This is a genomic window from Kribbella sp. NPDC048928 (assembly GCF_043197975.1).
Lineage (GTDB): Bacteria > Actinomycetota > Actinomycetes > Propionibacteriales > Kribbellaceae > Kribbella.
Map to the genome: position 1 here is coordinate 791,439 of NZ_JBICUC010000002.1, position 22,719 is coordinate 814,157.

At 68.2% G+C, this 22,719-nt stretch carries 23 protein-coding genes; 15 read left to right on the forward strand and 8 right to left on the reverse strand.

The window, feature by feature from the left end; all coding sequences use genetic code 11:
* Nucleotides 1-80: 80 nt before the first annotated feature.
* The 10 genes from ACGFI6_RS10700 (at nucleotide 81) to ACGFI6_RS10745 (ending at nucleotide 11,951) form a co-directional block, all read left to right on the forward strand.
* The gene (locus tag ACGFI6_RS10700) at nucleotides 81-695 is read left to right on the forward strand and encodes a hypothetical protein (RefSeq protein WP_393117111.1); all 615 of its coding nucleotides are present in this window, start codon (nucleotides 81-83) and stop codon (nucleotides 693-695) included.
* A complete protein-coding gene (locus tag ACGFI6_RS10705; protein WP_393117113.1) occupies nucleotides 688-1,689 on the forward strand; it encodes a hypothetical protein in 1,002 nt (333 codons plus the stop codon). The genes ACGFI6_RS10700 and ACGFI6_RS10705 overlap by 8 nt, the downstream gene beginning before the upstream one ends.
* Nucleotides 1,686-2,495: a hypothetical protein gene (locus ACGFI6_RS10710; RefSeq protein ID WP_393117115.1), complete on the forward strand. Its 810-nt coding sequence runs from the start codon at nucleotides 1,686-1,688 to the stop codon at nucleotides 2,493-2,495. The genes ACGFI6_RS10705 and ACGFI6_RS10710 overlap by 4 nt, the downstream gene beginning before the upstream one ends.
* Nucleotides 2,492-5,155, forward strand: coding sequence for an ATP-binding protein (locus tag ACGFI6_RS10715; protein ID WP_393117117.1), 2,664 nt, complete (start codon nucleotides 2,492-2,494; stop codon nucleotides 5,153-5,155). Before ACGFI6_RS10710 ends, ACGFI6_RS10715 begins: the two co-directional genes overlap by 4 nt.
* A gap of 449 nt (nucleotides 5,156-5,604) precedes the next feature.
* Nucleotides 5,605-6,711: a hypothetical protein gene (locus tag ACGFI6_RS10720; protein WP_393117119.1), complete on the forward strand. Its 1,107-nt coding sequence runs from the start codon at nucleotides 5,605-5,607 to the stop codon at nucleotides 6,709-6,711.
* Nucleotides 6,708-7,091 carry a hypothetical protein gene (locus ACGFI6_RS10725; RefSeq protein ID WP_393117120.1) on the forward strand — a complete coding sequence of 128 codons (384 nt, stop codon included), beginning with the start codon at nucleotides 6,708-6,710 and terminating at the stop codon, nucleotides 7,089-7,091. Before ACGFI6_RS10720 ends, ACGFI6_RS10725 begins: the two co-directional genes overlap by 4 nt.
* 24 nt (nucleotides 7,092-7,115) lie before the next feature.
* Nucleotides 7,116-7,700, forward strand: coding sequence for a hypothetical protein (locus ACGFI6_RS10730; protein ID WP_393117122.1), 585 nt, complete (start codon nucleotides 7,116-7,118; stop codon nucleotides 7,698-7,700).
* The gene (locus ACGFI6_RS10735) at nucleotides 7,603-8,751 is read left to right on the forward strand and encodes an HD domain-containing protein (protein WP_393117124.1); all 1,149 of its coding nucleotides are present in this window, start codon (nucleotides 7,603-7,605) and stop codon (nucleotides 8,749-8,751) included. Before ACGFI6_RS10730 ends, ACGFI6_RS10735 begins: the two co-directional genes overlap by 98 nt.
* A 51-nt stretch (nucleotides 8,752-8,802) precedes the next feature.
* A complete protein-coding gene (locus tag ACGFI6_RS10740) occupies nucleotides 8,803-9,702 on the forward strand; it encodes an NAD-dependent epimerase/dehydratase family protein (RefSeq protein WP_393117125.1) in 900 nt (299 codons plus the stop codon).
* On the forward strand, nucleotides 9,699-11,951 hold the full coding sequence (locus ACGFI6_RS10745) for a glycosyltransferase family 2 protein (RefSeq protein WP_393117127.1): 2,253 nt from the start codon (nucleotides 9,699-9,701) through the stop codon (nucleotides 11,949-11,951). The genes ACGFI6_RS10740 and ACGFI6_RS10745 overlap by 4 nt, the downstream gene beginning before the upstream one ends.
* Here the strand turns inward: ACGFI6_RS10745 and ACGFI6_RS10750 are convergent.
* Nucleotides 11,857-12,324 carry a GtrA family protein gene (locus ACGFI6_RS10750; protein WP_393117128.1) on the reverse strand — a complete coding sequence of 156 codons (468 nt, stop codon included), beginning with the start codon at nucleotides 12,322-12,324 and terminating at the stop codon, nucleotides 11,857-11,859. The two genes, ACGFI6_RS10745 and ACGFI6_RS10750, sit on opposite strands and share 95 nt — an antisense overlap.
* Nucleotides 12,325-12,480: 156 nt before the next feature.
* Here ACGFI6_RS10750 and ACGFI6_RS10755 point away from each other — a divergent pair, with 156 nt between their 5' ends.
* On the forward strand, nucleotides 12,481-13,638 hold the full coding sequence (locus tag ACGFI6_RS10755) for an NAD-dependent epimerase/dehydratase family protein (RefSeq protein WP_393117130.1): 1,158 nt from the start codon (nucleotides 12,481-12,483) through the stop codon (nucleotides 13,636-13,638).
* Nucleotides 13,639-13,662: 24 nt separating this feature from the next.
* Here ACGFI6_RS10755 and ACGFI6_RS10760 read toward each other — a convergent pair whose 3' ends face one another.
* From ACGFI6_RS10760 to ACGFI6_RS10775, 4 genes are all read right to left on the reverse strand, one after another.
* Nucleotides 13,663-14,385, reverse strand: a complete 723-nt coding sequence (locus ACGFI6_RS10760) for a methyltransferase domain-containing protein (protein WP_393117132.1) — start codon at nucleotides 14,383-14,385, stop codon at nucleotides 13,663-13,665.
* A gap of 34 nt (nucleotides 14,386-14,419) precedes the next feature.
* The gene (locus ACGFI6_RS10765) at nucleotides 14,420-15,421 is read right to left on the reverse strand and encodes an alanine racemase (RefSeq protein WP_393117133.1); all 1,002 of its coding nucleotides are present in this window, start codon (nucleotides 15,419-15,421) and stop codon (nucleotides 14,420-14,422) included.
* A 4-nt stretch (nucleotides 15,422-15,425) separates the two neighbouring features.
* A complete protein-coding gene (locus ACGFI6_RS10770; protein WP_393117135.1) occupies nucleotides 15,426-16,556 on the reverse strand; it encodes a lipid II:glycine glycyltransferase FemX in 1,131 nt (376 codons plus the stop codon).
* A 75-nt stretch (nucleotides 16,557-16,631) separates the two neighbouring features.
* Nucleotides 16,632-17,543: an SDR family NAD(P)-dependent oxidoreductase gene (locus tag ACGFI6_RS10775; protein WP_393117137.1), complete on the reverse strand. Its 912-nt coding sequence runs from the start codon at nucleotides 17,541-17,543 to the stop codon at nucleotides 16,632-16,634.
* A gap of 118 nt (nucleotides 17,544-17,661) precedes the next feature.
* On the opposite strand from ACGFI6_RS10775, the gene ACGFI6_RS10780 reads away from it, so the two are divergent.
* From ACGFI6_RS10780 to ACGFI6_RS10790, 3 genes are read left to right on the forward strand one after another with little or no spacing between them, the layout of a single operon-like run.
* On the forward strand, nucleotides 17,662-18,228 hold the full coding sequence (locus ACGFI6_RS10780) for a TetR/AcrR family transcriptional regulator (protein ID WP_393117139.1): 567 nt from the start codon (nucleotides 17,662-17,664) through the stop codon (nucleotides 18,226-18,228).
* Nucleotides 18,225-18,938, forward strand: coding sequence for an SDR family NAD(P)-dependent oxidoreductase (locus ACGFI6_RS10785; RefSeq protein WP_393117141.1), 714 nt, complete (start codon nucleotides 18,225-18,227; stop codon nucleotides 18,936-18,938). The genes ACGFI6_RS10780 and ACGFI6_RS10785 overlap by 4 nt, the downstream gene beginning before the upstream one ends.
* A 31-nt stretch (nucleotides 18,939-18,969) precedes the next feature.
* Entirely contained in the window at nucleotides 18,970-20,178 is a 1,209-nt protein-coding gene (locus tag ACGFI6_RS10790) for an MFS transporter (RefSeq protein ID WP_393117142.1), read from the forward strand.
* Here the strand turns inward: ACGFI6_RS10790 and ACGFI6_RS10795 are convergent.
* A complete protein-coding gene (locus tag ACGFI6_RS10795; RefSeq protein ID WP_393117144.1) occupies nucleotides 20,147-20,677 on the reverse strand; it encodes an NUDIX domain-containing protein in 531 nt (176 codons plus the stop codon). The genes ACGFI6_RS10790 and ACGFI6_RS10795 overlap by 32 nt on opposite strands.
* Nucleotides 20,678-20,827: 150 nt before the next feature.
* On the opposite strand from ACGFI6_RS10795, the gene ACGFI6_RS10800 reads away from it, so the two are divergent.
* Nucleotides 20,828-21,313 carry a hypothetical protein gene (locus ACGFI6_RS10800; RefSeq protein ID WP_393117146.1) on the forward strand — a complete coding sequence of 162 codons (486 nt, stop codon included), beginning with the start codon at nucleotides 20,828-20,830 and terminating at the stop codon, nucleotides 21,311-21,313.
* Here ACGFI6_RS10800 and ACGFI6_RS10805 read toward each other — a convergent pair.
* Both ACGFI6_RS10805 and ACGFI6_RS10810 read right to left on the reverse strand, forming a co-directional pair.
* Nucleotides 21,303-22,109, reverse strand: a complete 807-nt coding sequence (locus ACGFI6_RS10805) for a deoxyribonuclease IV (protein ID WP_393117148.1) — start codon at nucleotides 22,107-22,109, stop codon at nucleotides 21,303-21,305. The two genes, ACGFI6_RS10800 and ACGFI6_RS10805, sit on opposite strands and share 11 nt — an antisense overlap.
* A 43-nt stretch (nucleotides 22,110-22,152) precedes the next feature.
* On the reverse strand, nucleotides 22,153-22,653 hold the full coding sequence (locus ACGFI6_RS10810) for an Lrp/AsnC family transcriptional regulator (RefSeq protein WP_393117150.1): 501 nt from the start codon (nucleotides 22,651-22,653) through the stop codon (nucleotides 22,153-22,155).
* Nucleotides 22,654-22,719: the final 66 nt, after the last annotated feature.

Consider the following 22,719-nt stretch of genomic DNA (forward strand, 5'->3'; position numbering starts at 1 on the left):
TCGTGCTGCGGCGGGCACAGGCGGTAACTAGAGTTACCTTGCGCGGTCCGCGGGGGACCGCACGTACTCGGGAGGACCGCGTGGCTGTGGAGCTCGTGCGTCGGCAGCACACGCATCTGCTGTTGCCGCATGCCTCGCTGGACGCTCCGCAGCGGGCCCTGTTCGAGGTGGCGCTGCGCCCCGCGGGCTGGATCGCCGACCCGGACGAGAACTCGACCATGTCGCTGCGATGGCGACGAGACCACACGGCCCTGCGGGTACAGACCCTCGGCTGGTTCCCGCTGCTGGTCACGGTCGGACCGATCGGGAAGCCGTCCGCGGTCCACCGCGATGCGGCCGCTCGGCTGACTGCCGCGGTCCTGGCCGGCGGCGGCAAGAGCTTCACCGACCGACAACTGGTCGAGTACCTGCCACAGTCACAGCTCCGTTGGCAGCGCGCACTGATGGAGCGACAGCGGCTGTCCACAGCGGAGCGGCTGCTACAGGCACGCCGCTGCTCGTACTGCGGGACGTGGTCGGACCTGTCCGCGACACACTGTGCCGGCTGCCGTCGGCGGTTCACCTCGGCGGACGACGCGGAGCGCGACACGACCGTCAGCCGCGCCACTGCAACCGTCAAGGAGGCGGAGACGGCCCTGGCCGAGTTGGCGCGCGGTGTGGTGCTGGAGCGGCTGGGCGGTGTTTCGCGTGGCTGACGCCGTTCAGACGCGTGAGGCCGAGCAGTGGGGCTGGGAGTACCGCGGGCGTCAGGTGGTTGTTGTCGAGCAACAGACTCCTCCAGTGCCTGCCGTACCCCCGCCGTCAGTGCTTGCCACCCTGGAGGCGAAGCGTGCTACAGCTGCGCGGCTGCGTCCGGTTCTGACCTGGGTGATGGTTGGAGCCGTCGTCGCGGCTGTCGTGGTCGCCGTCGTCGTGCAGCCGTTGCTGGGCTTGGTGCCGCTCCTGGTGGCGCTCGGGCTGGCGTGGATGTGCTGGGGACGCCCCGAGCAGTTGCGGCGGGCAGCCGTCAAAGAACATCAGCTGTGGTTGGCCAACTGCGTCAGCACAATGGCCGGCTTCGAGCGAGACGTCGCGGCCTGGCAACAGGACCTGCACGAACGGGAGCGGACCAAGTCGCTCGAGGTCAGCGCCGTACGTCCCTGGGTCCCGGTCGGCCCAGTGACGAAGGAACGCGTCGACCTGTACGGAGGTACCGCGGCAGGCTGGCGTGCTGCGTTGCTGGCAATGGGCAGCTCGCTGATGAGCGGCGGTGGACGGCTGGTCGTTCTTGACCTCACCCAGGACTCCGTGGCTGAGCCGCTGCAGCGCCTGGCCGAGGAGCACGGAGCGCCGATCCGAGCCGCCGTCGTACCGGAGCACGCTGGGAACCCGCTGACTGCCCTGACTGCAGATGAGATCGGTGTGGTCGTGGCCGAGGGCCTACGTGCCGCGGAGCCCGAGCAGAGCGAGTCACGCGGTGTTGACGCCACGCTGGTCCAGCAGGTCGTCGAGTGCCTTACGGATGCACCCGTCACCTTTACGCGGCTCAACCTCGCGTTCCAGGTGCTCCTGCGGCAGCTCACACCGGACCAGCGTGGTGCGCTGACCCGCTCTGAGTACGCGAATCTGACCGATCTGCTCAGTGAGTCGGCCAGGCGCTCCGCTGAGGCGCGGCTGTTCCGGCTGGCTGCTGGAGTGCAGCCGCGGTGACCGGTGACGAGCCGATGGACGGGTGGGAGGGCGAGGAGGTGTCGTTGCGCGTCTTCGAGCTGTCGCACCGGGAGTCGGAGCTCACGGCGGCTTTGCTCAGGCACCTGCTGTTCCAGATCACGATGGTGCGGATCCAGCGCGGTGAGCTGTCGGGGCGCGGCGAGCGGATCGTGGTGATCGCGGGCGCCGACACGTTCGCACGGCCCGACCTGGAGCGGTTCGACAGCATCTGCCGGCGGAACGGTCTGCGGCTCGTACTGCTGTTCGCGCATCTGCGGGACAGTGCGGTCGAGGTTCTCGGTGGCGGGGACGCCGTTCTGTTCATGCGCCTCGGGAACGCGAAGGAGGCCGAGCAGGCCGCGACGTTCATCGGGCGGCAGCACCGGCTCGTGGCGAGTCAGTTCACGTACTCACACGGCACGAACACGTCCACGTCGACCTCCGACAGCACGACGCGCGGCAACAGTGCGTCGACGAGCGATTCGGTCGGCGTGCAGACCTCGGACAGCCGGCAGGCGACGTTCGGGTTGCTGTTCAGCCGGCGGCACCGGTCCGGGTCGAAGAGCTCCGGCGAGCAGTACTCGTCGTCGACCACGGGCGGTACGTCGTGGTCGGAGTCGATCTCGAGTTCGACGTCGAGCGGGACGACGGAGAGTACGTCGATCGGGTACCAGCGTCAGTACGAGTTCGCCGTCGAACCGACCGTACTGCAGGGGTTGTCGCCGACCGCGTTCGTGATGGTCGACCCGCTGGACCCGGCCAGCCCTCGGCTCGGTGACTGCGACCCGCGGCTGGCCTCGCCATGATTCCGCAGTGGCGGATCACCGAGGTGCCGCTGATCGGTGGATCGGACGCGGATGCTGCGCACCGGCTGACCGCACTGCGGCGAGGGTTGCTGCCCGTGCTGGTGCTGCAGGCCGCGTCGGGTCAGCCGTTCAGTTGCTGCTGGACCCGCACGGTCGCGAACGGGCCGATCGAGGTACGTGTCGGGATCGAGCCCGATGCCGCCGGTGCGGTGCCCTATCCGGCCGGCGCGCGAGGCGTCGGAGCGGAGACGGTGGATTTCCCAGCCTGGCTGGCGGTTCGGGGCACACATGACGTACTGAGCGCGCTTCCCGAGACCGAGGTCGAACCGGCGGGAACGCTGGAGGATCTGGTCGAGGGATTGCCGGCGTTCGCGTGGCTCGTGCGCGCGACGCCGATCGCAGCGGAGGAACGCGCCGAGCTGCTCGACGATCTGCATCTGCGGATGACGATCGGGCTGGACCGGGAGAAGATCTCCGGCCGCGAGGCGCTCGAGCTCGAACGCAATCGCGCCCGCTACCGCGACTTTTCCACAGGTCAGGGTGGGCTGTGGACGGTGCAGGTTCTTGCGGGTGCTGCTGACGAGGCATCGGCGCGGCTCGTCGCACAGACCTTGGCCGGAGCAGCCGACCTGCATGCCACGCCGTACACACTGACGGCCGGCGAGCCTTCGTTCGCTGCGACCGGTGAACTGCTCGCGGCGATCGCGCGGCCGCCGGCGCGTGAGATCGCCGGAATTCGTGCGGTTGAGCAGGTGCGGTTCGATCTGACGCCGGAGACGCCCGCGGACGGGATCCCGCTCGGAGATGTGATCGACACCGCGGGCCGCGTTGTTGCGCCCATGACGGTCTCGTTGGACACGCTCAATCGGCACGCATTCGTTGCCGGCGCCACCGGTTCGGGCAAGTCGCAGACGATCCGGCATCTGCTCGAGGGCCTGAGCGCGGCCGATGTTCCGTGGCTGGTGATCGAGCCGGCGAAGGCGGAGTACGCCGGGATGGCCGGCCGGCTCGGTGCGGACTCGTCGGTCGCGGTCATCCGGCTGGGCGATCCGGATGCCGTACCGCTCAGCCTCAACCCGCTCGAACCCGAAGCGGGGTTCCCGCTACAGACCCACCTTGACCTGGTACGTGCGCTCTTCCTCGCCGCGTTCGAGGCGCATGAACCTTTTCCACAGGTTCTCAGTCAGGCCTTGACCCGGTCCTACACGTCGTACGGCTGGGACCTGGCGCTCGGCTCCGGCGCGACGCAGTACCCGACGCTCGCCGACCTGCAGACCACGGCGTGCGCGGTCGTCGACGACATCGGGTACGGCGCCGAGCTCGCCGCGGACGTCCGCGGTTTCGTCGACGTACGGCTGACCTCACTGCTGCTCGGTACGCCCGGCCGCTTCCTCGGCGGCGGGCACCCGCTGGACGTCGCGGACCTGCTGCGACGCAACGTCGTACTGGAGCTCGAAGACGTCGGCGACGACCAGGACAAGGCGTTCTGCATGGGCGTCGTCCTGATCCGCCTGATCGAACACCTCCGCGTCCACCGCACGTCCGCGACCGGCTTGCACCACGTGACGGTCGTCGAAGAGGCGCACCGCTTGCTCAAGGCAACCACCGACGGCACCACCAACCACGCGGTCGAACTCTTCGCCGGCCTGCTCGCCGAGATCCGCGCCTACGGCGAAGGCCTCGTGATCGCCGAACAGATCCCCGGCAAGGTCATCCCCGACGTCGTCAAGAACTCCGCCCTCAAGATCCTGCACCGCCTCCCCGCCGCCGACGACCGCGAAACCGTCGGCACCACCATGAACCTCGACCCCGCCCAATCCCGAGCCGTGGTCTCCCTCCCACCCGGCCGAGCCGCCACCTTCACCGACGGCATGGACCGCCCCATCCTCCTGAAAGTCCCCCACAACGAACCCCACGAACGCCGCGCCCTGCACCCACCGACCGTCGCCACAGCCTCGCGCCGCACCGCCGCGTGCGGATCAGCCTGTACGCATACGCCTTGCACCGTGCGGGACATCGCGACCGCCACTCGGATCCTCGGCGAGAACCCGACTCTGACCGTATGGATCGAGTTCCTCACCGTCGCCCACCTCGCAAACCTCGCCCGACCCGTACCGCCCGAACCAACCGGCGCCTGGTCGGACCGAGAGCTGCAATGCGCCCTCGCCGGAGCCATCACTGCCGCCGTCACCGGCCGAGCCGACGCAATCACCGCCGACGTCGACCCCCAGGCGCTGTCCAAACACCTGTCAGACACCGCCGCGGCCCTCCTGACGCACCGCGAACCCCCGTGCCGACGACGAGAGATCGAGTGGCAGGCAGGCTTCTACCGGTACGCCGACATCGCCGACGACCTGCGCGACTACGACGGCCCAACAGACGCACCGCATCCGGCAACCGACGCGTGGCGCACCCGCGGCCTGAACCTCACCGGCACCTCGATCAACGACCAGATCGACGCCATCCTCGAGGCATCACCCGGCCGCCCCTCGGACTCTCTCCTCTTCGGCAACGGCACCCTCGCCGCCGCAGCATCCAAACTCTCCAGCGCCCCCGACCGAACCCTGCAGATCATCGAGGCCGCCGACGCCCTGAAAATCCCAAACGCCTGGCACCACCACCTCTTCCGCCCGCCCGCCCCCACCAACAGGCACCCCTGATGGACAGCCGCGCCCACCGCCGTGTAGAGCCCACCGGGCCAACCGCGCCGGACACTCCACCTCCCGAGCTGCCCATCGATCGGCCCCCCGCCCCATCTCCGGAGCCCCGCGCCCCAAGCGACGCGAAGCCAGCCGAACGCCCCACCGACGAATCCACCGACGAACCCACCGACAAACCGGCACCCGATGCCGACCCCTCACCCGCGATCGACAAACCCGACCGCCCAGAAATCCCACTTACCGACAAACCCGAACCGCAGCTCCCCTCCGACCGCCACCAACGCATGGCCGAAAACCCCCTCTTCAACCGCGACGGCTGGGCCCCGGACAGTCGCGACGCCGACAACCCTCAGGAGCAGAATCAGCCTGCGCAGGTCGACCGCGCCGACGAGCCATCACTCCGCGATTCCACGGAACCCAGGCCCACGCCCCCGTCCCCAAAGGAGCCGGTGGACGAGGCCGAACCCCGCGTACCCGACCCCACCGGTCTCCCCGAGCCGCCGCACGCACCGGAAGCCCCGACAAGCGATCCGAAGGACCCGAAAGAGCCGCCCGCATCCCCGGAACCACCGACAACTCCCAAGCCCAACGAGTCCGCTGAAGAGAAGGACGCTGACACCTCCAGTCCACGCGAGACATCGCGGAGTGACCAAGCGGTAGACGAGGAAGCAGTTGCCGACGAGGCCGGCACCGATCGACGGACAGATGACGATGTGCACAAGAAGGGTGACCGGGGAACATTCCCCGTCGACATCGAGATTGGCGGTGAGACTGTCAGGGATCGCTTCGACCGTTGGGATCCAGAGCGGCTGGCGATGCCTCGACCTGCCGAACCAGAGGTGTCCAACGCTCACCCCGGCGAGCGAACCGAAGCAAGCGATCGACCTTCGCTAGACGTGCGGACCGGCGTCGCTTACATCGCGGCTAACAAGGACACTCGACCGTGGCTGGCTCCGGCGGCCGACTGCGAGCCGATCGTCCAAAGCGTGTACGCCTCGATCGATCAGTCGGAAGGTCACGGCCACATCCGGCACGGTGCGATGGGCTCGGATGACCTGCAGGCGCGCAGGGTGGCGTTCAACGAAGACCCCGCCCAAACGGACCCGGTGAAGCGCGAAGCGGGCGTCGATGGCCTCGATCAGACCAAGCAGCACTACTGCGGTAAAGACTCGACAAGGGTGCACGACGCGACCGCTCTCGCTGCGGTCTATGTGATGGCGGCCGAGCATCCTAAGGTGCGTGCCGTTCTCGACGGTCCCTTCGACGAGAATGTGCAGCCGCGTGACCTCGTCGTGCCGATCAGGGACCTGTTGGGCCCGGACGGACATGAGTTCTGTTCAGGCTTCAGGTTGAAGGATTGGCCCGAAGCCAAGTCTGTACGGAAAGAATGGTTGCAGGCGAAGCGAACCGGGTCAGATCTCTCCGGTCTGCGCGAACCGGAGGTTGAACGCATCCCGACATTCGAGGGAGGCGATATCAAGATCGTCTTCAAACGGAATGTCGAGGCCAAAAGGTACGGGATCTACACGCTGTTCCCGCGTCCTTTCGAAGAATGACTGAGGAGATTCACGTGAGTTACTCCGGTGAGTACTGGCTGAAGTATCCGGATGCGCCGTTTGCCACGTTCCTAGCGGTGGTCCAGTCCCACCTGCACTCCGAGGCGGATCCGGACAACTTCTCGGCGCTGAAGCGGCGGGTGCGGAGCGATCGCGCTGACGACGTCGAACTGCAGGCGTTCAAGGCGGAATTCTCTCGGCTGCTGAAAGGCGACCGAGAGGGCCTGCCGAGCGACGCAATCAGCCTCGCGGCCGACGGCGACAACTGGACTACAGACGAGGAGTTTCTCGCCTGGCTGTGGCGGGAGCTTTACCCCGGGGCGCCCTTGCCGGACTCCTCGGGCGATTCCACTGGAAATTCGCCGAAGCAATCCGAATAGCGTTTGAGTGTCGGTGGTGAAGCAATGATGTATGAAATCGACCGGTACTGGCTCGAGGACGGGTCGGCGCCGTCGGCGCCGTTCGCGACGTTCAGGGGCGAACTCATCCAGTTGCTGGAGGGCAATCGGGAAGGGCTGTATCCGCAGGCGATCGGTTTGGCTGCGGAGTACGACCAACGCAGTGACGACGAGTTCCTCCGGTGGTTGTGGGACGCGTTGTATCCCGGGGAGGTAGCCCCTCGGCAACGGGAGCGATTAGCGTTTGGCTCGTACTGGCTCGAGGATAAATCGCTGCCGTTCGCTACGTTCCTTGCAGTTATTCAGACGCATTACCATCCAGAAGTCCGCAACGACAACTTTGAAGAACTCGTCGAGATGGCGAGGGCTGGGCGTGGTGGGGACCGCATGGTGATCTTCAAGGACGAGTTGTCCAGGTTGGTTCGGGGTGATCGCGAAGGTTTGCGACCCGGAGCAATCGACACAGCTACGGCGTACGACGACTGGAAGACTGATGACGAATTTCTGGCGTGGCTCTGGAAGGAGTTGTACCCGGGCGAGCCGCTGCCCAGGAGTGTGGACAACGGCAGAGGTCAGGAGTTCGGTGAGTAGCTCAAGCGAAGTGCGAGTTTTTGCTGGTTGGGCGAATTGGGGTGCTGCCGGGGCTGGGTTGTTCGGGCGGGTGCCGGATGAGGTTCTCGGTGGGTTGGGTGAGGCCGTTGCGGCTGCGGGGGTGTGGCATGAGGGGCAGGCTCGGCCAGGGGGTGAGCCTTACTTGCAGCATTTGTTGCAGGTGGTGGAGGTTTTGGCGGTGGGGCTTGGCGTGACGGATGGCGACCTGTTGCGGGCCGGGGTGCTTCATGACGTGGTTGAGGACACCGACGGGACGGCTGCTGAGGTGGAGGAGCGGTTCGGGCGGCGTACGGCGGAGCTGGTTGCGGCGGTCACCATTCCGGAAGTAGGGGAGTCGAAGGGATCTGTGCGATCGGCTTATCTTGCGAAGCTGGTGCATGCCCCGCGGGATGTGCTGGTTTTGAAGTTGTCGGATCGGTACAGCAATGTGCAGCGGTTGCATACGCATCCGCGGGTGGCCAAGCAGCGGTCGTATTACGCGGAGACGGTTGAGCATTTTGTTCCGTTGGCGGGTGTGGACGAGCGGCTGCAGGCGTGGTTCCAGGTGTGGGCGGATGCGTACTCGTACCTGACCGGTCCGGTCGACAGCGTGGAATCGGTCGGGAAGCTGGCCGCCGCGGTGCACCGGGAGCAGACCGACAAGGGCGGCGCGCCGTACGTGCTCCATGTCCGTGCGGTCGCGGAGATCGCCCGGCGCAACGGAGCCGATGAGTACCAGCAGATGGCGGGGCTGCTGCACGATTCGGTCGAGGACGAGCGGTGCACTGTCGAGCAGCTCCAGGAGCTGGGGGTGCCAGGCCGAGTGCTCGAGTTGGTCGACGCGCTCACCCATCGTGCGGACGAGGACGATGACGGCTACCTGACGAGGCTCGCCCGTACGCCGGGTGCGGTCCTCATCAAACGCGCGGACATCGAGAACAACACCGACCCAGCCCGCCGCGCTCACCTCGACGTGGAGACGCGGGAGCGACTGGACGCGAAGTACGCGCACTATCTGGAGGTGCTGGAGCAGGTCGGTGACGATCAGTGAGGGGTGGAGGACCGTGGCCCGGGGGGTGAGGGTGTGGGTAGGTTGAGCGGTATGGATGAGCGTGTGCTGGTCACGGGGGCCTCTGGGTTTATTGGGCGGGCTGTGGTGGCTGCGTTGCGGGGGCGGGGGGTTGCGGTTACTGCGGTGGATCGGGAGCCGCCGGATTCTTCGTGGGACGACGGGGTGCACGTGGTGACGGGGGATCTTGCGGAGCAGGAGACCTGCGTGGCGGCGTTCGAGACGCGGCCGACGGCGGTGGTGCATCTGGCGGCGATGACGTCGGTGTTGCGGTCGGTGGATGCGCCGATGCAGACGTTCGCGCAGAACGTGACCATTACGCAGGTCCTGCTGGAGTTGTCGCGGGGCAGTGGCGTGGACCGGTTCGTGCTCGCCTCCACCAACGCGGTGGTGGGTGATGTCGGTACGTCGACCATCAACACGAATCTTCCGCTGCGGCCGCTGACGCCGTACGGGGCGACGAAGGCGGCGTGCGAGATGCTGCTCTCGGCGTACTCGGGAAGCTACGGGATGGCGACTGCCGCGCTGCGGTTCACGAACGTGTACGGGCCGGGGATGTCGCACAAGGACAGCTTCGTGCCGCGGATGATGCGGGCCGCGCTGGGCGGAACCGGCGTGCGGGTGTACGGCGACGGTGAGCAGCGGCGCGACCTGGTGTTCATCGAGGACGTGGTGAGCGGCATCCTGCTGGCGCTGGACAACAAGTACGACGGCCGCGCGATCGTCGGGTCCGGGCGTTCGGTGTCCGTACTGGAGATGATCGAGACGGTGCGCGCGGTGACCGGATGCCCGGTGCCGGCCGAGCACATCGAGGCTCCGGCGGGCGAGATGCCGGCCGTGGTTGTGGACATCACCAACGATCTCGGCTACCGGCCGACGGTCTCGTTGGAGGACGGCCTGGCGCGTACGTGGCAGTACTTCAAGCAACAGTGAGGGAGAAGGTCACCCTCGCTTGGCTCGCCGGCCGCGCTCGGAGGGTGCTGCGCAAGCACTGGCTGCTCTCGATCTTCCTGCTGCTGGGGCTGGTACTGCGGATCCTCGCGACCGTCGCGTACCGGCCGGCGATCGTCTACATCGACTCGCAGCACTACCTCGAGAACATGTCGGCGCTCAAGCCGGACCAGTTGAACCCGATCGGGTACGACTTCGTCCTGATCCCGCTGGTGTGGCTCGGCGGCATCACGCTCGTCGCGGTGATCCAGCACCTGACCGGGCTGCTGCTCGGTGTCGCGATCTATGCGCTCGCCCGCCGCCTGACGGTCTACCGCTGGCTGTCCGCGGTGGCCGCCGCACCGATCCTGCTCGATGCGTACCAGGTGCAGATCGAGCAGAACATCATGGCCGAGACCACGTTCGACGTGCTGCTCGTCGGCATCCTCTGGCTCCTGCTCGGCAAGGGCGCGCCGAGCTGGAAGCGGGCCGCCTGGGCCGGGCTGCTCGTCGGCTCCGCGTTCGCGGTGCGTGCGATCGGCATGACGATGCTCATCGCGGTGGTCCTCTACCTGGTCGTCGTCGGCTCCGCCTGGCGCCGGGATCGCCGGTTGCTGATCCGCCGGACCGCAGCCGCGGTGGCAGGTTTCGCGGTGGTCTTCGGCGCGTACGTCGGCTACTTCCGCGCCGAGACGGGCCGCTGGGGATTCACCGGTGCGCAGAACGAGATCCTGTACGGCCGGACCGCCGTCGTCGCGGACTGCTCGAAGCTCCCGCTCGACGAAGGCACCAAGCTGTTCTGCCCCAAGGAGCCGCTCGGGCACCGACTCGGCGTCGACACGTACGCCCACGATCGGTACGGCGACAAGAACTGGCCCGGCCCGCTGCCGCCGGGGACCACCAAGCGGGAGCTGGCCACCAAGTTCGCGCGGCTCGTGATCAGGCATCAGCCACTGGACGTCACCCGCGCCGCGCTGAAGGATTTCGCGAAGGGCTTCGCGCCGACGCGAACCTCGTCCCCGGACGACGTGCCCTTGTCGCGCTGGCAGTTCCAGCCCACCTATCCGAACCTGCAGGACCCCAACACCGCCAAGGTCGCGAAGAAGTGGGGCGGCTCGGACCCGTCCGTCGCGAGCGTCCCGGCGAAGATCCTGCGCGCCTATCAACTCGACGGCGGCTACACCTCAGGCGTCCTGCTCGGGCTGTACGTACTGATCGCCCTGGCCGCGGTGGCCGGACTGGGCCGAGCGAAGACGTCCGGTCTCCGCGCGGCCGCCCTGTTCCCGGCCGCAGCCGGCGTGATCCTCCTCCTAGGATCCGCCGCGTTCGAGTTCTCCTGGCGCTATCAACTGCCCGGGCTGGTGTTCTTCCCGCTCGCGGGCGTGATCGGCCTCCGCGCCGTACTCGGCAAGGACCAGGCGCGTCCCGCGATGGCCGACTACCCGGACCCGGTCGACTCCGAGGCGGAGAGGCCCTTCCAGCAAACTGAATTCGCGCCGGTCGTCGTCGTGATCGCGGCGTACAACGAGGCGGACGGCATCGGACCGGTACTGAAGGACATGCCCAGGACCTGTGCCGGCATGCCGGTCGACGTACTGGTCGTGGTCGACGGCGCCACCGACGACACCGCCGAGGTCGCGCGCAGGCACGGAGCGCACGTCTGTGTTGCCCCGAGCAACCGTGGGCAGGGCGCCGCGCTCCGGCTCGGGTACCACGTCGCCGCGCAGGGCGGGGCGCAGTACGTCGTCACCACCGACGCGGACGGGCAGTACGACAACGACGAGCTGGAGGTGCTGCTCGAGCCGATCCTGCTCGACCGGGCCGACTTCGTCACCGGGTCGCGCCGCCTCGGGGCCGAGGACGCGGACAGCCGGCTGCGCTGGGTCGGCGTGCGGGTGTTCGCCGTACTGGCATCCGTACTGACCCGGAAGAAGCTGACCGACACCTCGTTCGGGTTCCGCGCGATGCGGGCCGAGCTCGCGACGGCGGTGACGTTGCGTGAGCCGCAGTACCAGTCGTCAGAACTGCTGCTGGGTGCACTCGCACTACAGGCCCGCGTCGTCGAGCTGCCGATGACGATGCGCCGGCGCGGCGACGGGACGAGCAAGAAGGGCCCGGGGATCGTGTACGGCGCGAACTACGGGCGGGTGATGACGACTACGTGGCTACGGGAGTACGTTCTGGGGCGCGGTCGGCGGCGGGCTCGGAGCTGGCGAACACCAGCCGATCGAACAGCACGAACTTCGCGATGAACAGCAGCGCGTAGGTCCCGAGGTACGACCCGCTGACCAGCACGGTCTTCCACGCGTGAGACTCGATCGGCTGCACCAGGTGCGCGGTCAGCGAGGTGACCAGCGCGGCGGCGATCGCGGAGCCGACCACGATGATTGTGTACGGCAACTTCTGTCCGCTGCGGCCCCACGTGTAGCGGCGGTTCAGCAGGTAGTTCGGAATGGCGCCGGCGAGCCAGGCGACCAGAGTCGCGACGAGCGCCGGAGTACCGAACCAGTAACACAGCGCGAACGCCACCTGGCTGACCACCGTGGCGACCACGGAGGACGCCGAGTACTTCGCCCACAGCAACCATCTGCCGCGGCGGGATCGGAGCTTGGTGAGAACGCGCATCGGGCCCTATTGTGCACCCCTGCACCAGGCCGTGGCAGCCTGGAGGGGATTCTCAGCCGATTGCCAGCGAATAGGTGGGGCTGGTCACGTTACGCCAGTGGGTACTCGGGATATGAAGGACCGTAACGAAGTTTCCTGACGGAAGGCGGCCGAACCGTGCGCGTACTCGTACTGGGCGGTGACGGCTACCTGGGGTGGCCGACTGCCCTGCACCTCTCCGACCGCGGCCATCACACGGCCGTGCTCGACAACATGGCCCGCCGCGGGTACGACCGCGAGCTGGGCGTGCAGAGCCTGGTCCCGATCGAGGATCTCGAGTCCCGGGTGCAGGCCTGGAAGGAGGTCTCCGGGCAGACGATCCCGTCGTACGTCGGCGACCTGCTCGACGCCGACTTCGTCTACCAGGTGCTGCGGGAGTTCGAACCGGACGCGATCGTGCACTTCGCCGAGCAGCGGGCGGCACCGTACTCGATGATCGACCGCGAACACGCTGTGTACACACAGCACAACAACGTGGTCGGCACGCTGAACCTGATGTACGCCATCGCCGAGACCAACCCGGACATCCACCTGGTCAAGCTCGGCACGATGGGTGAGTACGGGACGCCGAACATCGACATCGAGGAAGGCTGGCTGGAGGTCGAGCACAACGGCCGCAAGGACCGGATGCTCTACCCGAAGAAGCCGGGCTCGTTCTACCACCTCAGCAAGGTGCACGACTCGCACAACCTCGAGTTCGGCTGCCGGATCTGGGGAATGCGCGTCACCGACCTCAACCAGGGCGTGGTGTACGGGCAGCAGACCGAGCAGACCGTCCGCGATGCGCGGCTCGCGACCCGGTTCGACTACGACGCGGTGTTCGGGACGGTGCTCAACCGGTTCGCGATCCAGGCCGTGCTCGGCGAACCGCTCACGGTCTACGGCACCGGCGGCCAGACGCGCGGCTTCCTCGACATCCGGGACACGGTCGAGTGCATCCGGCTCGCCGTGGAGAACCCGGCAGATGCCGGCGAGTTCCGGGTCTTCAACCAGATGACCGAGAGCTACTCGGTGTCCCAGCTGGCCAACCTGGTCGCGGAGTGCTTCCCCGGCCCGGTGCAGGTCGAGCACCTGGACAACCCGCGCGTCGAGCAGCCGGAGCACTACTACAACGTCAAGCACACCGGTTTGGTCGGCCTCGGCCTCCAGCCGCACCTGCTGTCCGAGACGTTGATCGAGTCGATGTTCGACATCGTCTCCGCCAACAAGGACCGCGTGGACCCGGCAGCACTTCTGCCCACCGTCCGCTGGCAGGGCCCGCTCAAGCAGCGCTGACTCGGCCGGAGCCCGCCGCTCAGCTCAGCGGCGGGCCCCGACGAGCAGCGTCGGAAGTACGGCGAGGAAGCGATTGCGGCGTCCTCGCCGGGACTGTTCAGCGAGCCAGCTGTCGGCGTCTTTCTTTGTGATCAGCGCCTTCTCGACCGCGGCGCCGGCGGCCGACCTGAGCTGTGGCGCCAGCTCGCGATAGTCGGTGACGACCTCGGTGTGTACGGCTACCTCGACATCCCGGAAGCCCTGGTCGAGAAGGGTGTCCCGGAGTGTCCGTACCGCGCGCGGCGACACCGTCCGGGACTCAAGACCGAGGCGGATCACGTCGGTCAGGTCCTGGTCGGAGCTGTCGATCAGTACGAAGCCGTAGTCCTGCCCGCCGACCACGATCCGCCCGCCGGGACGCAGGACGCGATGCGCCTCGGCGATCGTCGGGCCCGGATCGTCGAGCAGGTGGAACAGCCGCAGCGCGCGGTAGCCGTCCAGCGACCCGTCCTCCAGCGGCAGGTCGCTGGAATGTGCCACGTGAAACATTGCCCCGGGCACCCGCTCCCGGGCCGCCTCGACCGCGTCGGGATCGGCGTCGATCCCGGTCACCTTGAGGCCGTGCTTCGCCAGCTCGGCGACCGCATGACCCGCGCCACAGGCGACATCGACACAGGTCGCGCCGCGTTTCAGCCCCAGCATCCGGTACGACGCCGCACGCAGCTCGGCGGCACCGGGTCGCTCCTCGATCCGCTCCAGAAAGCTCATACGGTCCACGCTGCAACTTCAGGTGGACCTGAAGTCAATCCATCGACACCTTGTCGAACGTACTGGTGGTGTAGCGGACGTCCAGGTCGACCTCGTCGCCGACAGCCGGCGGGGCGATCGAGGACGGCAGGAACAGCATGCTGGCCTGCATGTGCGGCGGCTCCGCGAACCACCGCTGCTTGCCCTCGATGCTGAACGGGGACAGCGCCATCCCGGCCGCGTCCAGGCTGCCCTTGGCCATCGCGATCGCCCGCTGCCGTACGGTCGCGGCGCCGGTCGGAGCCTCCAGCCCGACGCCGTTGGCCGTACCGCCGGAGACGATCAGAATGTGTCCGTCACCGCTCACCCGGCGCTGGCGGTACCCGACGCGCTCGCCGCGGCGGACCGAATGCACGTCGAGCACGGTCGCCTTCACCGACAGCGCTCCACGGTCACCCAGCCACAGCCGGGTGCCCATCCGGAGCTTCACGTCGTCGCCGATGTCGGTCAGCTTCTGCGGCGGAACGTGCGACACCCACAGCCGGCCCTTGCGTACGTCGAGCGCCGCCTTGGCCAGCTGCTGTGCCTCGCGAAGGTTCGCCGAGGTGCCGCCCGCGCCCATCGGGAAGTGCAGCGACCAGCCCTCGAACCGGATCCGGTCGAGCGCGTTCAGCAGCATCGTGTGCCGGAGTTCCGCGGCGCCGATGCCGTGCCGGCGCATCGAGGTCATCACCTCGATCAGCACCCGGCTGCCGGCCGGGATCGACACCAGGTCGGCCAGCCGGCTGACCGTGTGGATCACGTTCTGGCTCTGCGGCATCTCCAGGAACGGCCGCCACGGCGACAGCACCACGACGTCCTCCCGCGGATCCGGGGGGACCTCGAAGTACGTGCCGACTGCGACCGTCCGGGCGCCTAGCGCGCGGGCCTCCGCGAACAGCCGGTGGTTCCCGAACCCGTACCCGTTGCCCTTGGCGACCGGGACGATGTCGGGGTTCCACGTGGAACGCAGGTGCTCGCGCCATCGATCGGAATCGACGTGCAGGACTAGGGGCATGGTGTCAACGCCGTCTCATGTAGAGGTCGAATGCGGTGTAGAGCGCCTTGTTCAACGGCAGATCCCATTCACCGACGTACTCGACGGCCTCGCCGCCGGTACCGGTCTTGAACTGGATCAACCCGACGTGCGGGTCGTTCGGGTCCAAGGTGTCGGTGATGCCCCGTAGGTCGTACACGGACGCGCCCGCCGCGAGTGCGTCCGTCATCATGCGCCACTGGACCGCATTCGATCCGCGCACATCCCGCTTGGCGGTCGAGCTGGCCCCGTAGGAGTACCAGGAATGACCGCCGACCCGGACCCAGATCGTCGACGCGACCAGGTCGCCCTCGTGGTGGGCGTTGTAGATCCGGAAGTCACAGCAATCGGCCGGCTGGTTGGCCATCGCCGCGTACATCTTCTCGAAGTACGGCAACGGGCGCGGCGTGAAGTGGTCGCGCTCCGCGGTCTCGACGTACAGCTGGTGGAAGGCCTTGATGTCTTCCGGTCCGCCCTGCGTCACCTCGACCCCGAGCTTGGTGGCCTTCTTGATGTTGCGGCGCCAGAGCTGGTTCATGCCTTTCAGCAGGTCGTCCTCGGTGCGGCCGGCCAGCGGCACCTGGAAGACGTACTGCGGCTGACCGGCCGCGAAACCCTCGGCGATCCGGGGCGGCTTCCAGCCGAGCTTGCGGAGCTTCTCGCCGACGGTCGCGCCGGACGGCTCGATCACGTCCGGGCGGACGTCGCCGAGCCGCGGCTGCTGCCCGCCGGCGATCGCGTCCTTGATCGTCTGCGCGTTCCAGCGCCGGGTCGCCACCGGCGGACCCATCCGGATGCCGAACGCGCCGCGCTCCTGCAGGTGCGCGGCGAGCGGGCGCAGGTAGCTGCCGAGGTCGATCGCGTCCCAGTCGATCACCGGGCCCTCCGGCAGATAGGCGAGATACCGCTTCACCTTCGGCATCTGCCGGTAGAGCACCAGGCCGACGCCGACCAGGTCGGCAGGCTTCCCGGCCTCGTACCAACCGAGTGACTCTGCCTTCCACTCGCTCTTCACCGCGGCCCAGCCAGGCGTCTGCAGGAAGCTCGCGGCCGGCTGCGCCGCGATGTACGCGGCGTGCTCGTCGGACGAGATGGTCCGGATGCTCAAGTCACTCACGGTGGGTCAGGCTACCGGCCCGGCTCCGTTAACCCTAGCGGCCCTGGTCGGGCCGCAAGCTGAGCCGGTGTCTGATCAAACGAGCTTCTCGGAGAGGTCCCACAACCGAGTGGCCGACTCCGGATCGAGGGCGTACGGCGCGACGCCGGTGTTCTCGCCCGCGACGGTCGGCAGTGCCTCGTTGTTGTCCTCAAAGTACTTACCGGTCACGCCCTGTACGACGGGCGAGGCGGCGAGCAGGACCGACGTCGCCGCGCCCTGCTCGACCGTCTTCCAGCGGTACTGGTCCCATTGCTGCTGTACGTCCTCCGGGACGTGCCGCTGGAGCGCGGTCCGGATCCCGCCAGGCATCAGGGCGTTGAGCACGATCCCGTCCGCGGCCCACCGCTTGGCGCCCTCGACGGCGAACAGGATGTTCGCGGTCTTCGACTGCCCGTACGCGGCCCACGGCTCGTACGGACGGTTCTCGAAGTGCAGGTCGTCCAGGTGTACGTCGGAGCGCAGGTGTGCGCTCGAGCTCACCGACACGACCCGCGCGTCACCGGCCGCCGCAAGCGCCGCGTGCAGGCCGAGCGCGAGGCCGAAGTGCCCGAGGTGGTTGGCTGCGAACTGGTGCTCCCAGCCCTCCGGTGTCCGGTTCAGCGGCTCGGCCATCACGCCGGCGTTGTTGACCAGGATGTGCAGCGGGCCGCTCCAGGTCTCGGCGAACGCGCGCACCGAGGCGCGGTCGGCGAGCTCGATCGGCGCGACGAACACGTGGTTGTTACCGGTGGCCTCGATGATCTGCCCGGCGACGCGCTCACCGGCGGCGGTGTTCCGTACGGCCAGCGTGACCTCGGCGCCGGCCGTGGCGAGCGCACGGACGGTCTCGACACCGATCCCGGACGCGCCGCCGGTGACCATCGCGCGCCGACCGCTCAGGTCGACTCCGGCGATCACCTCGGCCGCGGTCGACTCGTAGCCGAAGGGTGTGGTGATTCTGCTCATCAGGCTCAGTCCTGTTCTGCGAGCTAGGCTTTAACCGGAGGAGCCTCCGGTACTTTCGAGTTAACCGGAGGAGCCTCCGGATATCAACTTCGGCTAGGTTTGTCCGGAGGGAGGGGACATGAGCAGTACGAGCGAACGTCCGTTGCGCGCGGACGCCCAGCGCAACCGCGGCCAGATCCTGACCGCCGCGTCGCAGGCGTTCACGAAGTGCGGCCTGGAGGCGACCCTCGAAGGGATCGCAAAGGATGCCGGCGTCGGCATCGGGACCCTCTACCGGCACTTCCCGACCCGCGAGGCACTGATCGAGGCGGCGTACCGCAGTGAGCTCGCGGCGGTCTGCGACGCTGCCCCCGAGCTGCTCGCCAAGCTGCCCCCGGCGGACGCGCTGCGAGCCTGGATGGACCGCTTCATCGACTACATGACCCGCAAGCTCGGCATGGCCGACGCGCTGCGCGCCGTGATCGCATCCGGCGCCGACCCGTACGCGCACAGCCGGGACCTGCTGGTCGGTGCCATCAAGCCGATGCTCGACGCCGGCGCCGCCGCGGGCGACCTGCGGTCCGACGTGACCGCCGACGACGTACTGCTGAGTCTGAGCGGCGTCGGTCTGGCCGCGAGCGGCCGGCGCGACCAAGCCGACCGTCTGCTCGACCTGCTTCTCGACGGCCTGAGGTACGGCGCGTGAAGGTTGCGTTGGTGACCGGATCCGCGTCCGGCATCGGCGCCGCGACAGCACGACGGCTGGCCGCCGACGGGATGACCGTCGCGGTGCACTCGCGGTCGAGCCGGGACGCGGGCGAAGCGCTCGCCGCGGAGCTGGGTGGGTCGTACCACCAGGCCGACCTCGCGGACGATGCGGCTGCCTCGGCACTGGTGCCGGAGGTCGTGGCCGAGTACGGGCGTCTCGACGTACTGGTCAACAACGCAGGCATCAGTTGGCCCGTCCCGCACGCGGACCTCGACGGACTAACCGCGTCCGACTGGCGGCAGCTGCTCGACGTCAACCTGATCGCGCCCTGGTTGCTCTGTACAGCGGCGCTCCCTGCACTCCGTACGTCCGAAGGCTGCATCGTGAACGTCACGAGCCACGCGGGCGTCCGGCCGAAGGGCAGCTCGATCGCGTACGCCACCTCGAAGGCCGCTCTGAACCACACGACGAAGCTGCTCGCCGCCGCACTCGGGCCGTCGGTACGGGTCAACGCGGTCGCTCCGGGACTCGTCGACACACCACTGACCCAGTCGTGGACCGAAGCGCAGGACCTGTGGAAAACCTCGAGCCCGATGGGTCGCGCAGCCCAGCCGGCCGACGTCGCGGACCTGATCTCCGCGGTTGTCCACAACAGCTACCTGACCGGAGAAGTCATCCTCCTCGACGGCGGCCTGAACCTGCGCTGATTTTGTCGGTGCCTACTTCTACGATCGCGGGATGTCTTTGGGTCGGGACTTCCGTCGGTTGTGGGTCGCGTTCACGGTCAGTGCGTTCGGATCGGCGGTCGGACTCGGCGCGTTGCCGCTCGTCGCAGTACTCGCCCTGCACTCCAGCACGCTCCAGGTCTCGTTGCTCGCGGCGCTGTCCGCACTGGCGGGCGGGGTGCTCGCGTTGCCGATGGGGGACTTCATCGAGCAGCGGCACAAGCGGCCGGTGATGATCGCCTCGGACCTCGTACGGTTCGTCGCGCTGGTGTCGGTGCCGATCGCGGCGGCCTTCGGCGTACTGACCTATGTGCACCTATGTATCGCGGGTGTCATCCAGGCAGCCGGCACGATCGCGTTCCAGTCGGCGAGCGGCGCGCATCTGAAGGCGCTGGTGCCGTCTGCGGGCAGGGCCGAGGCGAACAGCCGCTTCGAGCAGACGAACTGGGTGTCGCTCAGCATCGGTCCCGCGGTCGGCGGCGCGCTGGTCAGCCTGGTCGGCGCCACCGTCACGCTCGCAGTCGACGCGGTCTCGTTCCTCGGGTCGGCGCTCGGCATCCGGCGGATCCAGCAGCCCGAGCCGGAGCCGGTCAAACGCGAAGGCAAGCGCGACATCACCGCCGGCTGGCGCTACATCCTGCGGCACCGCGGCCTCCGCATCCTGTTCTGGAACTCGCAGCTTTTCGGCGGACCGGCGATGATGACCTCGCCGCTGCTGGCGGTCTTCATGCTGCGTGACCTGGGCCTGCCCGCGTGGACCTACGGAGCGATGCTCGGCGTTTCGTGTGTCGGGGGGTTCATAGGTGCGCGGCTGGCGCCGCGGCTGACCCGGCGGTTCGGGCTGCAGTGGATGCTGCTGGTGTTCGGCGTACTGCGCGCTCCCTGGCTGCTGCTCTTCCCGCTCGCGCCGCACGGCTGGGGCGGATTCGTGCTGATCACTCTGGCGGAGACCGCGCTCCTCGTCGGCGCCGGTGCGTTCAACCCGTCGTTCACGACGTACCGGATGGAGATGACCGAGGACGGGTTCATGGCGCGCGTGATCGGGTCGTGGTCGATCAGTTCGCGGTGCCTGCAGCCGTTGTTCATCGCGCTCGGTGGCGTGCTCGCGACGGCGGTCGGGATGCGCGGTGCCCTGTGGGTCGCGGGCATCTGCTGCGCGCTCAGCGCCGTACTGCTGCCGTGGCGGGCGGCTAAACCAGCTGCATTGCCTGAGCCAGCCTGACCACCGAGCCGACCTCTTCCACCTGGCCGTCGAGGTACTCGGCCGCCTTGTCCGGCGGCAGCACCAGTACGTCGGTGACTTGCTCGCCGTCGTCGGGGTTGGTCGGCGGGTGCTCGATGACGACGTCGGCGACGAAGTTCGCCCAGTACGAGACCGGGTGCGGCAGGTGCGGACGGTACGGCGCCGGCCGGCGATGGTCGGCGCGATGGGCACCGAGCCAGGTCAACGGGCCGGTCACCCGGGCGCCGGCCTCCTCGATCAGCTCGCGACGGACCAGCTGCTCGATCGTCTCGCCGGGCTCGCGGGTCCCGCCCGGGAGGAAGCGCCAGCCGAGATCGTTGGTGCAGACAACGATTCCGCCGGCGGTCCGGCAGACGACGTGCACGTTGCTGATCAGCTCGTCGCGCGGTTCCTCGACGGTGTACTGGACGTCGAGGTCGCCCCAGGCCCAGTAGCCCGGAGCGAACAGATCGGGGAACTGCTCCGCCCAAGGCTGCATAACCTCATTCTGCGCTACCGTCGCTCTCATGGTGCAGTGCAATTGGCCACGCCTCCGGCGCGGCGGGTCATGGGGCTGCAACTCCCGGCCTTCCCTCGTCGCTCCAGTCGCTGCGCTCCCTCCGCTCCTCAGTCCAGGCCGGGAGGCCCCATGACACGGCCAGACCCCGATCCCTCGACGGACCCGAAAGCCTCGAAGGAGCCGGGGGAGTCGGAGAAGGCGGCGGAGGACGAGGATCCTGCCGAGCGCGCCCGGCGTACGATCCGGACCTTCGAATGGTCCTGCGCCTGGCTGACCCTGCTCGCCGGCGGGTTCGTGCTGTCCGGCATGGCCCAGACCGAGAAGAACTTCACCGCCCTCGCCTGGCTCGGCGCGATCGCGGTCATCCTCTGTGTCCTCGCGCTGATCGCCCTGTACGTCGGGTGCGCGCGGGACAAGGTCACGCTGCGCACCCGCGCCGTCGGCTCCTTCGACCTCTTCCAGGTGAGCACGGTGGTCGTGGCGGTCGCGGTGATCTGCGGCCTCGCAGTCCCGACCGACAACCGCTCGGCGCTCTCGCTGCTGCTCCCGTGGGCCCTGACCTACTGGATCTACGGGATGGATCGCGAGAAGCCGCCCGCGGACCCTACGACTTGAGGTGCGACCGTAGGTAGTCGAGGTCGGCCTTCTGGCCGTTGTTCGCGGTCGGGGTCTCGACGACGACCGGCGCGCCCGCGGCCTCGACGACCGCGACGATCTCGGCCGGGTCGATGTGGCCCTCCTCGAAGTTGCTGTGCCGGTCGGCGCCGGAGCCGAACTCGTCCCGGGACCCGTTCGCATGCACCAGATCGATCCGCCCGGTGATCGCCAGCACCCGCTCGACGATCGTCGGCAGGTCCTCGCCGGCCGCGTGGAAGTGACAGGTGTCCAGGCAGAAACCGACGTTCTCCAGCCGGTCGTTGCCGGAGGCCTGCACCGCCTCCCAGAGCCGCGCGATCCGCTCCAGCTGGCGGGCCATCGCGTTCTCACCGCCGGCCGTGTTCTCGATCAGCAGCGGGACCGGCAGCTCGGCGCGCTCGATGCACTTGCGCCAGTTGTCGAACCCGGCCTCCGGGTCGTCCTCGTCGCCGACGTGCCCGCCGTGCACGATCACGCCCTTGACGTCGATCTCGGCGGCCTTGTCGAGCGTCTGCTGCAGCAGCTTGCGGCTCGGGATCCGGATCCGGTTGTTCGTGTTCGCGACGTTCAGCCGGTACGGCGCGTGCACGTACAGATCGACGCCTGCAGTGGCCGCGCGCTCCTTCAGCGCGGCCTCGCCGTCGGCGTACGCGAGCTTGGGCGCCTTGTAGTCCTGCGGGTTCCCCAGGAAGAACTGCACCAGGTCGGCGCCCCGATCGGCCGCCTCGGCCAGCGGGTCTTCCTGCTCCACGTGCGCACCAAGCTTCACAGTCATAACCACACCCTAGAAGAGGGTCCGGACAGTTCCAGCCACGACCTCAGGTGCCCCAGCCGGCTGAGCGCGTGACCTTGCGTTCGCCGGGGGCCGGCGGCTGCACCGGCCGGCCCTCGAACTCTGTGGACAACACAATGTGGGTGTTCATCTCGCCGTGTTCACCTAGGCGTTCGAACAGGCCCTCCAGGTGCTGCATCGACGTCACCCGGACGCGCAGCATCGAGCAGGCGTTGCCGCTCAGCTTGTGGATCTCGAGCACCTCCGGGAAGTCCTCGGCGCGGGTGGTCTTGAGCAGGCAGCGTCCCGTCGTACAGCGCATCTGTACGAACGCGGACAGCGGCTGCCCGGCTCTCCCCGGATCCACCTCGGCGCGGTAGCCGGTGATCACGCCGGCCTCCTCCAGCCGCCGTACCCGGTCGGCGACCGCGGGCGGCGAGAGGCTGACCCGCTTGCCGAGCTGGTTGAACGACAGTCGTCCGTCGGCCTGCAGCGCGGCGAGGATCTGCCAGTCGGTGGCGTCGAGTTCACGCTCCTGAAAGGTCATAGCTCAAGAACACCTTTCAGATCGCTGCTCCACAAGGCTGGACGCCTTTCATCGTGCCTTCAACGG